The sequence below is a fragment of the Pseudomonas sp. P39-UII1 genome, assembly GCF_039672635.1.
Lineage (GTDB): Bacteria > Pseudomonadota > Gammaproteobacteria > Pseudomonadales > Pseudomonadaceae > Aquipseudomonas.
Window position 1 is genome coordinate 1 of sequence record NZ_JBDFPP010000036.1, and the last position, 11917, is coordinate 11917.

Here is an 11917-nt window from a genome sequence, read left to right on the forward strand (position 1 = left end):
CCCCTACGCTGCGCTCCGGGGTTCCCTCACTCCGGCCTTGCTCCCGGGAGGACCGCGCCCACGGCCCATCCATGGGCCGAAGCGCTTGCCGGGCATCCTGCCCGTCACCTCCCTCCGCAAGACCTCCGTTCGGCCTCCTGAAGTCGCAATCTGCGTCGCCTGTGCTACCGCGCGCTAAAAGCAAAAGCAGATCAAAAGCAGATCAAGAGCAAATCAAGAGCAAATCAAGAGCAAATCAAGAGCAAATCAAGAGCAAATCAAGAGCAAATCAAGAGCAAATCAAGAGCAAATCAAGAGCAGATCAAGAGCAGATCAACAGCAACCGCAATCTCGATGTCTATAAATCCGGGTCGATCTCCCCGTCGTACATGTCCGACTCCTTGTACATGTCGTGCACATGCCGCAGCAGCACCATGATCACGGCGGCCACGGGCAGCGCCAGCAGCACGCCGGTAAAGCCGAACAGTTCGCCACCGGCAAGGATGGCAAAGATCACCGCCACAGGGTGCAGGCCGATGCGGTCACCCACCAGCAGCGGCGTCAGCACCATGCCTTCAAGGGCCTGGCCGACCATGAACACCGCAACGATGCCGAGCATCGGATAAAGATCGCCACCAAACTGGAACAGCCCCGCCACCAGCGCCGCACCGATGCCGATGATGAAACCCATATACGGCACGATGGCCGCCAGCCCCGCCAGCATGCCGATCAACAGCCCCAGCTCCAGCCCTACCAGCATCAAGCCGGCGGAATAGATGACGCCCAGCGCGAGCATGACCATCAACTGACCACGCACGAACGCCCCCAGCACCTCGTGGCACTCCTTCGCCAACCCCACAATCTGCGACTCGCGATTGCGCGGCAGCAGGCTGCGCAGCTTGGCCATCATCAGGTCCCAGTCGCGCAGCAGATAGAAGCCCACCACCGGGATCAGCACCAGGTTGGCCAGCCAGGCCAACAGCGCCAGGCTCGACGCGGTGGCCTGGGACAGCAGCATGCCGACGATGTCGGTGGTCTGGCTCATGTGCTCGCTGACGGCGGCCTTGATCTTGTCGAATTTCCAGAACCCGTCGGCCAGCCCCAGGCGGTGCTGAACCCAAGGCAACGCCACGTGCTGCAGCCAGTCGAGCATCTGCGGGGCCAGTTCGTACAGGCGCACCAATTGCTTGGCCAGCATGGGGATCAAGACCAGCAGCAAGGCCAGCAGAATCAGGGTGAACAGGCTGAACACCACCACCACGCCCCAGGTGCGGGACAGGCCCAGGCGCTCCAGCCGATCGACCAAGGGGTCGGCTAGGTAAGCCAGCAGAATGCCCACCAGAAACGGTGAGAGAATGTTGTGCAGGCTATAGAGAAGCACGGCAACCAGCAGGGCAGCGCCCAACCAGATCCAACGACGCATATCAGTCATTATCACGGTTCCTTACCAGCGAAAACGCAGGCCGTCGAACGGCTTGGGCGCTGGGGCTGCGGCCGGTTGGTCGGGCGTGGCGCTGGTACCCGGTGCAGGCGCAACCGGGGCGGCAACAGGCGCGTCTGCCGGCAGCTCCTGCAGCTTGGCCAGGCCGAGCTGGGCGCGCAGTTGGTCGCGGTTGGCGGTGACGCCGTAGGTCAGCGTTTTACCGTCGGCCATCTGCAGCCGCGGGCCATAGGGCTCGAGTACGCGGCTCAGTTCGGCATAGCGCTGCAGGGTCATGTCTTGCACTTGCAGCTGCAACTGGCTGCTGGCACCCGGGCGGGTCACGTAGCGTGGCGCCAGGCGGTTGCTCACCGCCAGCATCACGGCATCGGCCAGAGCAGCCTGGTCGGCGCCTTCGGCAGTGCCTTGCTCACGCTTGTCGCCCAGCCATAGCTGCCATTTGCCTTGCCACTTGCCGTCCGCTTCCTGAGCATGCACCGCCAGCAGGGCGTCTGCCCCGTAACGCTCGGAGGCCTCGCGCAGGGGCGCCGGGTCGCTGCCTTCCAGCTGCTTGGCGTTGGCCACCAGTTGCTCCTGCAGGTCAGCCAGCGGCAAGCGCAGCGGCAGGCCGCGGTGCTGAGCGGCGCGACGCAGGGGTTGTGCACTGCCCTGCCCGTCGCCGATCAGGTTGCTGCCTTCGACACTGTCGTTGAGCCACCAGCCGAGAATCGATGGCCGGTTGCTCCCCCACAACGCCAACCCGGCCTTGCGCAAGGCCCGCTCGGTGCTGCCAGGGTCGAACTCGACCAGTACCGACTCGGGCGGGCCGGCTTCGGTACCCACCTGGTTGATGATCTGCTGCGGATCCTTGCGCAGCTCGGCCAGCGCGGAGCTTTGCGCTGCCTTCGGGTCGCCGGTCAGGCGCAGCACCAGGGTGTCGAGCGCCTTGGCGGTCGCGGCAGTTCTGGCTTCGGCGCCCTGCCCTTCGAGCGGCTCGCGCACTTGATAAAGCCCGGAGACGTTTTCGGCCTGGGCCACCGAAGCGATCAGGGCAAGTGAGGCTGCTGCCAGTGTTTTCAAAAGACGCATGAAGGATTCCTGTCCATAAACAACGGGAGCGCAGGGGCTTGGGATAGATGGTGCTCTCGAGATCGAGCGGCGCTAGCGCCAGCCGAGCAATCTCGTCGTACCCACAAGGCTGGCAACCATGGTCTATCAGGCCATGGCACGTTGCAACAAATGTAGGCGCGGATTTAGCCGCGATGCGCCGCGCGGGCGGCGCTCGATCTGATGGGCGCTGCGAATGTGATGGCAGGCACAACACGGTTTTTCACCATTTACTGCCCTGCCCGTCGGCCTGAGGATGGCCGCTGCACGGCAACCCTGATAAAATCGCGCGCCTTCACAGACCTCTGACGTTTCAGGCAGCCGCCGCTCCCCAGCCGGCCTTGGCCGTCACGGTCGTTTTTACGAATCCCTCCCTCTTAAAGGCCTGGATCAATGAGCAAGCAACCCTCCCTGAGCTACAAGGACGCCGGTGTAGACATCGACGCCGGCGAAGCACTGGTCGAACGCATCAAGGGCGTGGCAAAACGCACCGCACGCCCTGAAGTCATGGGTGGCCTGGGTGGCTTCGGCGCCCTTTGCGAGATCCCGGCCGGCTACAAACAGCCGGTGCTGGTCTCCGGCACCGACGGCGTCGGCACCAAGCTGCGCCTGGCGCTGAACCTGAACAAGCACGACAGCATCGGCCAGGACCTGGTCGCCATGTGCGTCAACGACCTGGTGGTCTGCGGTGCCGAGCCGCTGTTCTTCCTCGACTACTACGCTACCGGCAAGCTCAACGTCGATGTCGCCGCCACCGTGGTCACCGGCATCGGCGCCGGCTGTGAACTGGCTGGCTGCTCCCTGGTGGGCGGCGAAACCGCCGAAATGCCGGGCATGTACGAAGGCGAAGACTACGACCTGGCCGGCTTCTGCGTCGGCGTGGTGGAAAAAGCCGAAATCATCGACGGCTCCAAAGTCGCAACCGGTGACGCGCTGATCGCCCTGCCGTCCTCCGGCCCGCACTCCAACGGCTACTCGCTGATCCGCAAGATCCTCGAAGTGTCGGGCACCGACATCGAGAACACCCAGCTCGACGGCACGCCGCTGACCGACCTGCTGATGGCCCCGACCCGCATCTACGTCAAGCCACTGCTGCAACTGATCAAGCAGACCGGCGCCGTCAAGGCCATGGCCCACATCACCGGTGGCGGCCTGCTGGACAACATCCCGCGGGTACTGCCGAAAAACGCCCAGGCCGTGGTTGACGTGGCCAGCTGGCAGCGCCCGGTGGTGTTCGACTTCCTGCAGGAAAAAGGCAACGTCGACGAACACGAAATGCACCGCGTACTGAACTGCGGCGTCGGCATGGTCATCTGCGTAGCCCAGGACCAGGTCGAAGCTGCCCTGAACGTACTGCGTGCAGAAGGCGAGCAGCCGTGGGTCATCGGCCGCATCGAACAAGCTGCCGAGGGCGCTGCCCAGGTCGAATTGCAGAACCTCAAGGCACACTGATGCCGAGCAAGCCCTGCAATGTTGTAGTACTGCTGTCGGGTTCCGGCAGCAACCTGCAAGCCTTGATCGACAGCAGCTGCGGTGAACACAGCCCGGTACGTATCGCGGCGGTGGTTTCCAACCGCGCCGACGCCTACGGCCTGCAGCGTGCAGCGGCGGCGGGCATCCCCACCGCCGTGCTGGACCACACCGGCTTTGACGGCCGTGAAGCCTTCGATGCAGCGCTGATGGCGCGCATCGATGGCTTCGCCCCCGACCTGGTCGTGCTGGCCGGCTTCATGCGTATCCTCAGTGGCGGCTTCGTGCGCCACTACCAGGGCCGTCTGCTCAACATCCACCCGTCCTTGCTGCCCAAGTACAAAGGCCTGCATACCCACCGACGGGCACTGGAGGCAGGCGACGCCGAGCATGGCTGCAGCGTGCACTTCGTCACCGAGGAACTCGATGGCGGCCCTCTGGTCGTACAGGCTGTGGTACCGGTAGCGCCTGGCGATACGGAAACAAGCCTGGCCCAACGGGTTCACCACCAGGAACACCATGTCTACCCGCTGGCAGTGCACTGGTTTGCCGAAGGGCGCTTGCGCTTGGGCGAACAGGGTGCATTACTGGATGGCCAGCCACTGCCGGCCAGTGGTCATCTGATTCGACCCTAGGAGAACTTATGCGTCGCGCCCTGCTCTTGGCTCTAGCCGTGCTCGCCCTGCCCCTCCAGGCAGCTGACCTGAAGCCTTTCTCGGCCAGCTACACCGCCGACTGGAAGCAACTCCCCATGAGCGGCACTGCCGAGCGCAGCCTGGTCAAAAAAGCCGACGGCACCTGGGACCTTAACTTCAAGGCCTCCATGATGATCGCCAGCCTGACCGAGCAAAGCACCCTGCGCATGGACAACGACACCCTGCTGCCGCAGCAGTACCACTTCGAACGTGGCGGCCTGGGCAAAGCCAAGAAAGTCGACCTGACCTTCGACTGGACTGGCAAGAAAATCACCGGCAGCGACCGCGGCGATGCCGTCAGCCTGCCGCTCAATCGCGGTGTGCTGGACAAGTCGTCCTACCAGTTGGCACTGCAGCACGACGTGGCAGCCGGCAAGAAGAGCATGACCTACCAGGTGGTCGACGGTGACGAGATCGACACCTACGACTTCCGTGTGCTCGGCACCGAAAAAGTCACCACCAAGACCGGCCAGGTCGATGCGGTGAAGGTCGAGCGCGTTCGCGACCCGAGCCAAAGCAAGCGCATCACCGAGCTGTGGTTCGCCAAGCAGTGGGACTACCTGCTGGTGCAACTGCGTCAGGTCGAGACCGATGGCAAGGAATACGTGATCGTGCTGCAGGATGGCACGGTCGACGGCAAACCGGTGAAAGGCAACTGATCTGCAACTGTGGGGAGCGGCCTGGGGTCGCGAAAGGGCTGCGTAGCGGCCCAGCCTCGCGAATCTGGGGGCGCTGCGCGCCCCTGTCGCGACAAAAGGCCGCTCCTACAATTGGCCAGCCTGGCCAACATGAAACTTGTTTCATGGCCGTTTTATTTACTTAGCCTGCTATCAAACTCTATAAAGGAGGTGTGCGACACAATGTCGCAACCAACCTAGCAGTGGAGTTTACCGATGACAGTCCAAGTAACCGAACGCGACGAATCGAAAATGTCCCACGAAGGCCTGGCCGCTGGCGTGCGGATCTGGGATGTGCACCAGCAGGGCCAATTGGTGGGGATGTTCCACAATGAACACGAAGCCCACCAGTACCGGGTAGAGCTTGAAGACCTGGAAAGCCAACGCACCACGCAATGACCCCATCTTTAAAAAAAAACCCCGCCTAGGCGGGGTTTTTGCTGTTTACCACATCAGATCATCAGGGATCTTGTAGGCCGCGTACGGGTCATCTTCGTCCGCTTCCTCGACATGGGTGTTGAGCAGCAGGATGCGATGCGGGTCGCGCTCCTGAATCTTCACCGCCGCCTCGCGCGGGATCACTTCATAGCCCCCGGCATGCGACACGATGGCCAGCGCGCCATTGCTCAGCTTGCTACGCATCAGGGCGTTGACGGCCAGGCGCTTGACCTTCTTGTCATCGACGAAGTTGAAGTAGTCCTCGGTGGTGAGCTTGGGCAGGCGGGTCGCTTCGATCAACTGCTTGATCTGCGCGGCGCGGGCCTTCTGCTCGGCCTTTTCCTGCTGCTGACGGTTCAGCTCCTGGTCACGCTTGGCCTTCTCGGCCATGGCTTCCTTGGCCAGGCGCTGCTGGGTGTCGTCTACCTCGACCTGGCCCTTGTGTTCCAGGCGTTTCTGTTTTTTCTCGGCCTTGTTGGTCTGGGAAACCTGTTTCTGGTTGACCAGACCGGCCTTGAGCAGTTGATCGCGAAGGGAAAGACTCATGGATGTTCACTCACTTATGCAGCCACTCAGCCGCAGCTGGGCAGGTTCTTTTCCTGACGTTTGGCTTCCCCCCAAAGGGCATCCAGTTCGTCAAGGTTACAATCTTCTATGGGCCGGCCGCTGTCACGCAAGGCCTGTTCGATGAAGCGAAAACGCCGCTCGAACTTGCGGTTGGCGCGGCGCAGGGCGTTTTCCGGGTCGTGCTTGAGGTGGCGGGCCAGGTTGACGGTGGCAAACAGCAAGTCACCGAGTTCGTCCTCGAGGGCATCGGCATCGCCGTCAGCCATGGCCTGCAGCACTTCGTCGAGTTCTTCGCGGACCTTGTCCAGTACCGGCAAAGCGTCTGGCCAGTCGAAACCGACCGTGGCCGCACGTTTCTGCAGTTTGGCCGCCCGTGACAACGCCGGCAATGCCGACGGCACGTCATCGAGCAGCGACAGCTGTTCAGGTTCGCTTTTCTCGGCGCGCTCTTCGGCTTTGATCTCCTCCCAGCGCGACTTGACCTGGGCCTCGCTCAGGCTGGGGGTGTCCAGCGGCGCGTACAGTTCACCGGTCGGGAATACATGGGGGTGGCGGCGGATCAGCTTGCGGGTGATGGCATCGACCACGCCGCCGAACTCGAAACGCCCCTCCTCGCGGGCCAGCTGGCTGTAGTAGACCACCTGGAACAGCAGGTCGCCGAGTTCGCCCTGCAGGTGCTCGAAATCGCCGCGTTCGATGGTGTCGGCAACCTCGTAGGCTTCCTCGATGGTGTGCGGGACGATACTCGCGTAGTTCTGCTTGAGGTCCCATGGGCAGCCGTACTGCGGGTCACGCAGGCGGGCCATGAGGTGCAGCAGGTCTTCGAGGGTGTAGGTCATTCAATCAGGTCCTTCGGCGGTGCGCCCTTCGCGGGCAAGCCCGCTCCCACAAACCTTGCGCCATTATTGTGGGAGCGGGCTTGCCCGCGAAGCAGCCACCTCGGTCTCAAGGGGTACGATTACGCCGCGTCTCGATGATGTTCGGCAACTGCGAGATCCTGCCCAGCAAACGCCCCAGCGCATCCAGGCCTGGAATTTCGATGGTCAGCGACATCAGCGCGGTGTTGTCTTCCTTGTTCGAGCGGGTGTTGACCGCCAGCACGTTGATCTTCTCGTTGAGCAGCACCTGCGACACGTCACGCAGCAAGCCTGGGCGGTCATAGGCACGGATGACGATGTCGACCGGGTAGGTCTGCACCGGTATCGGGCCCCAATTGACCTGGATCATCCGCTCCGGCTCACGCCCGGACAGTTGCAGCACCGAGGCGCAGTCCTGGCGGTGAATGCTCACCCCGCGGCCCTGGGTGATATAGCCAACGATGGCATCGCCCGGCAGCGGCTGGCAGCAGCCGGCCATCTGCGTGAGCAGGTTGCCGACGCCCTGGATCTGGATGTCGCCACGCTTGCCGGTACGCGTGCCGGTTGGCTTGCGCGGCACCAGTTCGATCTGCTCGATACGGTCGGGTTCGAGCAGTTGCTGGGCAGCGTTGACCAGGTGCGCCAGGCGCAGGTCGCCCGCACCGAGCGACGCGAACATATCCTCAGCGGTCTTGACGTTGGTCTTCTCGGCCAGGCGCTCGAAGTCCACCTGCGGCAAGCCCAGGCGGCTGAGCTCGCGCTCGAGCAGGCTTTTGCCGGCGGCGACGTTCTGGTCGCGCGCCTGCAGCTTGAACCAGTGGACGATCTTGGCCCGTGCCCGCGAAGTCGTGACATAGCCCAGGTTGGAGTTCAGCCAGTCACGGCTCGGGCTGCCGTGCTTGCTGGTGATGATCTCCACCTGCTCGCCGGTCTGCAGGCTGTAGTTGAGCGGCACGATGCGCCCGTTGATCTTGGCGCCACGGCAGTTGTGGCCGATCTCGGTGTGCACGCGGTAGGCGAAGTCCAGCGGCGTGGCGCCCTTGGGCAGGTCGATGGCGTGGCCGTCAGGGGTGAAGATGTACACCCGGTCTGGCTCGATATCGACCCGCAGCTGTTCGGCCAGGCCGCCAATATCCCCCAGCTCTTCGTGCCATTCGAGCACCTGGCGCAACCAGGAGATCTTCTCTTCATAGTGGTTGGAGCTGGGCTTGACGTCGGTGCCCTTGTAGCGCCAGTGGGCGCAGACGCCGAGCTCGGCTTCCTCGTGCATGCCGTGGGTACGGATCTGCACTTCCAGCACCTTGCCTTCGGGGCCGATGACCGCGGTGTGCAGCGAGCGGTAGCCGTTCTCCTTGGGGTTGGCGATGTAATCGTCGAACTCTTTGGGGATGTGCCGCCAGAGGGTGTGCACGATACCCAGCGCGGTGTAGCAATCGCGCACCTCGGGTACCAGCACACGTACCGCGCGCACGTCGTAGATCTGGCTGAACTCCAGGCCTTTGCGCTGCATCTTGCGCCAGATCGAATAGATATGTTTCGCCCGGCCGCTGATGTCGGCGTTGACCCCGGTGGCCAGCAGCTCGTTCTGCAGCTGGTTCATCACGTCGCTGATGAAGCGCTCGCGGTCCAGCCGGCGCTCATGCAGCAGCTTGGCGATCTGCTTGTACTGCTCGGGCTCGAGGTAGCGGAAGGACAGGTCTTCCAGCTCCCACTTGATGTGGCCGATGCCCAGGCGATGGGCCAGCGGGGCATAGATGTCGGCCACCTCGCGCGCGACGCGCAGGCGTTTTTCGTCATCGGCGGACTTCACCGCACGGATCGCGCAGGTACGCTCGGCCAGCTTGATCAATGCCACGCGCACATCGTCGACCATCGCCACCAGCATCTTGCGCAGGTTCTCGACCTGCGCCTGGGAGCCCAGCACCAGCGACTGGCGCGGGCTGAGGCTGGCGCTGATGGCAGCCATGCGCAGCACGCCGTCAATCAGCTTGGACACCACCGGGCCGAACCGCTGCCCTACCTCGGCCAGGGTCACCTTGCCCTCACGCACCGAGCGGTAGATGACCGCCGCCACCAGGGAATCCTGGTCCAGCTTGAGGTCGGCGAGGATTTCGGCGATTTCCAGGCCTGCCTGAAAACTGGAGGTACCATCGGCCCACGAATGCTTGGCCGGGTTGCCCTTTTTCTCGATTTCCTGGGCGAACTCGCAGGCCTCTTTGAGTGCCACGCGATCCAATGCCGAATCGACGCTCACCACGTGATCCAGCCATGCTTCGAGATTGATACTGCCGTCGGTGTTGACCGGCTGGTGCACTCTCACCTGTACCATCTTTGCTTTACCTTTCCATACAGCGCACCACGCGGGTGCGCTGGCTATCACCGTGTGGCTTCCATTCCATGGAAACCGCACCAAGGGGCCAGTTGGCTAGCCCGCTTCGAATAACGCCATGGCTTCGACATGCGCCGTCTGAGGAAACATGTCGAGAATCCCGGCCCTTTTTAACCGGTACCCTTGGCCGACCAGCACCTGCGCATCTCGCGCCAGCGTGGCCGGGTTGCACGATACGTAAACCAGCCGCTTGGCCTTGAGCCGTGCGATGCCTTGCACGACCTCGAAAGCACCGTCGCGTGGTGGATCCAAGAGTACCGCAGAAAAGCCCTCGGCGGCCCATCCGGCGCCTGCCAAAGGCTGCGATAAATCGGCCTGAAAAAACTGCACGTTATGCACATTGTTGTTTCGGGCATTGGCCGCAGCCCGATCGACCATGGCCTGCACACCTTCCACCGCCACCACCTCACGCGCCTGCCGGGCCAGCGGCAGAGCGAAGTTGCCCAGGCCGCAGAACAGGTCCAACACGCGTTCGTCAGCCTGCGGTGCGAGCCAGGCCAGGGCCTGCTCGATCATCGCCGTATTGACCTGGGCGTTGACCTGGACGAAGTCGCCCGGGCGCCAGGCCAGCTGCAGTTGCCAGGGCTCCAGCGCAAAGCCCAGTTCAGCGTCGCTATCCACCGGGGCTGGCTCGCCCTCACCTTGCAGCCACAGCTGTGCCTTGGCCTCGCTGCAAAATGCCTGCAGCCTGACCAGGTCTTCAGCTGGCAACGGCGCCACATGCCGCACCAGCACGGCCTCCGCGGTGCCGCTGAACAACTCGACATGGCCGATGACCTGCGGCTTGCTCAGCGAGCGCAGCGCCGTGGGCAGGTGACGCAGAATGGACTGCAAGGGCTGTACCAGCACGGCGCAGTCGTCGATGGCGACGATGGCCTGGCTGGCCTTGGCACGGAAGCCGACCTCCAGCTGCCGGGCTTTCACATCCCAGCGCACCGCTACCCGCGCCCGCCGCCGGTAGCCGAACTCCGGCCCGCTCAAAGGCGCGGCCCACGCTTCAGGTTGCACGCCAGCAACCCGTTGCAGCTGTTCGGCCAGGGTGCGCTGCTTGAGCGCCAGCTGGCCCTCGTGCGGCAGGTGCTGCAGGTTGCAGCCACCGCAGCGGGCGTAGTAGCGGCACGGTGCTTCGCGGCGCTCGGGGCTGGCTTGCAGCACACGCTCAAGGCGTGCCTCCACTACCTTGCCGCGGGCATTGAGCACGCGCGCTTCTACCGCTTCGCCGGCCAGGGCACCGCTGACAAACCAGGTGCGCCCGTCGTGGAAGGCGATGCCCCGGCCGTCCCCGGCCAGGCGCTCGATATCCAGGCGCTGTTTTTTACCCACGGGTACCTGGGGTGCGCGGTCGCCGCCGGCCGGCTGGAAGCGCAGGCCGCTGTTGCTTTTCTTTCTGGACATTTAGCTCGGGTCAAACAGGCCGGTGGACAGGTAACGGTCGCCACGGTCACAAATGATCGCGACCATTACCGCGTTTTCAACTTCACGGGACAAGCGCAGCATAGCCGCCACCGCACCACCGGAAGACACACCGCAGAAAATGCCCTCTTCACGGGCAAGGCGACGGGTGGTGTCCTCAGCTTCTTGCTGGGACATGTCCACCACGCGGTCTACCCGGGTGGCATCGAAGATTTTCGGCAGGTATTCCTCGGGCCAGCGGCGAATGCCGGGGATGGCCGAGCCTTCCATCGGCTGCAGGCCAACGATCTGCACGGCCGGGTTCTGTTCCTTGAGGTACTGCGAGCACCCCATGATGGTGCCGGTGGTCCCCATGGAGCTGACGAAATGGGTAATGCTGCCTTGGGTCTGCTGCCAGATTTCCGGGCCGGTGCTGTTGTAATGGGCAATCGGGTTGTCGCCATTGGCGAACTGGTCGAGGACCAGGCCACGGCCTTCGGCCTGCAGCTTTTCGGCCAGGTCGCGGGCGCCTTCCATGCCCTCTTCCTTGGTGACCAGAATCAACTCGGCGCCGTAGGCGGTCATCGCCGCCTTGCGTTCGGCGGTGGAGTTGTCGGGCATGATCAGGATCATCTTGTAGCCCTTGATCGCCGCCGCCATGGCCAGGGCGATGCCGGTGTTGCCGGAGGTCGCTTCGATCAGGGTGTCGCCGGGCTTGATCTGGCCGCGCAACTCGGCGCGGGTGATCATCGACAGTGCCGGGCGATCTTTCACGGAGCCGGCAGGATTGTTACCTTCGAGCTTGAGCAGGAGGGTATTGCTGGTTTCGCCAGCGATGCGCTGCAGGCGAACCAGAGGCGTATTGCCGACGCAATCGGCGATGGTTGGGTACTGCAAGGTCATGGCGTATTTCACAATCCGGACGG

General features: G+C 63.4%; 11 protein-coding genes. 4 read left to right on the plus strand and 7 right to left on the minus strand.

The genetic code is table 11. From position 1 onward, the window contains the following. Window positions 1-337: 337 nt before the first annotated feature. A complete protein-coding gene (locus tag ABEH27_RS24760) occupies window positions 338-1411 on the minus strand; it encodes an AI-2E family transporter (RefSeq protein ID WP_346616091.1) in 1074 nt (357 codons plus the stop codon). 12 nt (window positions 1412-1423) lie between these two features. Next, a complete protein-coding gene (locus ABEH27_RS24765) occupies window positions 1424-2488 on the minus strand; it encodes a DUF2066 domain-containing protein (RefSeq protein WP_346616092.1) in 1065 nt (354 codons plus the stop codon). A 411-nt stretch (window positions 2489-2899) separates the two neighbouring features. Here ABEH27_RS24765 and purM point away from each other — a divergent pair, with 411 nt between their 5' ends. The 4 genes from purM (at window position 2900) to ABEH27_RS24785 (ending at window position 5747) form a co-directional block, all read left to right on the plus strand. Next, entirely contained in the window at window positions 2900-3958 is a 1059-nt protein-coding gene (purM, locus tag ABEH27_RS24770) for a phosphoribosylformylglycinamidine cyclo-ligase (RefSeq protein WP_346616093.1), read from the plus strand. Then, on the plus strand, window positions 3958-4611 hold the full coding sequence (purN, locus tag ABEH27_RS24775; protein ID WP_346616094.1) for a phosphoribosylglycinamide formyltransferase: 654 nt from the start codon (window positions 3958-3960) through the stop codon (window positions 4609-4611). The genes purM and purN overlap by 1 nt, the downstream gene beginning before the upstream one ends. A gap of 8 nt (window positions 4612-4619) precedes the next feature. After that, complete coding sequence (locus ABEH27_RS24780; RefSeq protein ID WP_346616095.1) at window positions 4620-5330, plus strand: DUF3108 domain-containing protein; 711 nt, start codon at window positions 4620-4622, stop codon at window positions 5328-5330. A gap of 234 nt (window positions 5331-5564) precedes the next feature. Next, window positions 5565-5747 (plus strand): hypothetical protein, encoded by a 183-nt coding sequence (locus ABEH27_RS24785; protein WP_027595853.1) that lies wholly within the window; start codon window positions 5565-5567, stop codon window positions 5745-5747. 45 nt (window positions 5748-5792) lie between these two features. On the opposite strand, the gene ABEH27_RS24790 is transcribed toward ABEH27_RS24785, so the two are convergent. The 5 genes from ABEH27_RS24790 to cysM all read right to left on the minus strand — a co-directional run bounded on the left by ABEH27_RS24790 (window position 5793) and on the right by cysM (window position 11894). Continuing rightward, complete coding sequence (locus ABEH27_RS24790) at window positions 5793-6332, minus strand: DUF2058 domain-containing protein (RefSeq protein WP_346616096.1); 540 nt, start codon at window positions 6330-6332, stop codon at window positions 5793-5795. Between the two features lie 26 nt (window positions 6333-6358). Beyond that, entirely contained in the window at window positions 6359-7192 is an 834-nt protein-coding gene (gene mazG / locus ABEH27_RS24795; protein ID WP_346616097.1) for a nucleoside triphosphate pyrophosphohydrolase, read from the minus strand. A gap of 106 nt (window positions 7193-7298) precedes the next feature. Continuing rightward, window positions 7299-9539, minus strand: a complete 2241-nt coding sequence (gene relA, locus ABEH27_RS24800) for a GTP diphosphokinase (RefSeq protein WP_346616098.1) — start codon at window positions 9537-9539, stop codon at window positions 7299-7301. Between the two features lie 96 nt (window positions 9540-9635). Then, window positions 9636-10994 (minus strand): 23S rRNA (uracil(1939)-C(5))-methyltransferase RlmD, encoded by a 1359-nt coding sequence (gene rlmD / locus ABEH27_RS24805; protein WP_346616099.1) that lies wholly within the window; start codon window positions 10992-10994, stop codon window positions 9636-9638. Continuing rightward, a complete protein-coding gene (gene cysM / locus ABEH27_RS24810; protein ID WP_346616100.1) occupies window positions 10995-11894 on the minus strand; it encodes a cysteine synthase CysM in 900 nt (299 codons plus the stop codon). Window positions 11895-11917 lie beyond the last annotated feature (23 nt).

Excerpts from the sequence above, each read along its gene's own strand:
- ABEH27_RS24760 (WP_346616091.1), bottom strand. The coding sequence starts at position 1,411 with ATGACTGATATGCGTCGTTGGATCTGGTTGGGCGCTGCCCTGCTGGTT.
- ABEH27_RS24765 (WP_346616092.1), bottom strand. The coding sequence starts at position 2,488 with ATGCGTCTTTTGAAAACACTGGCAGCAGCCTCACTTGCCCTGATCGCT.
- purM (WP_346616093.1), top strand. The coding sequence starts at position 2,900 with ATGAGCAAGCAACCCTCCCTGAGCTACAAGGACGCCGGTGTAGACATC.
- purN (WP_346616094.1), top strand. The coding sequence starts at position 3,958 with ATGCCGAGCAAGCCCTGCAATGTTGTAGTACTGCTGTCGGGTTCCGGC.
- ABEH27_RS24780 (WP_346616095.1), top strand. The coding sequence starts at position 4,620 with ATGCGTCGCGCCCTGCTCTTGGCTCTAGCCGTGCTCGCCCTGCCCCTC.
- ABEH27_RS24785 (WP_027595853.1), top strand. The coding sequence starts at position 5,565 with ATGACAGTCCAAGTAACCGAACGCGACGAATCGAAAATGTCCCACGAA.
- ABEH27_RS24790 (WP_346616096.1), bottom strand. The coding sequence starts at position 6,332 with ATGAGTCTTTCCCTTCGCGATCAACTGCTCAAGGCCGGTCTGGTCAAC.
- mazG (WP_346616097.1), bottom strand. The coding sequence starts at position 7,192 with ATGACCTACACCCTCGAAGACCTGCTGCACCTCATGGCCCGCCTGCGT.
- relA (WP_346616098.1), bottom strand. The coding sequence starts at position 9,539 with ATGGTACAGGTGAGAGTGCACCAGCCGGTCAACACCGACGGCAGTATC.
- rlmD (WP_346616099.1), bottom strand. The coding sequence starts at position 10,994 with ATGTCCAGAAAGAAAAGCAACAGCGGCCTGCGCTTCCAGCCGGCCGGC.
- cysM (WP_346616100.1), bottom strand. The coding sequence starts at position 11,894 with ATGACCTTGCAGTACCCAACCATCGCCGATTGCGTCGGCAATACGCCT.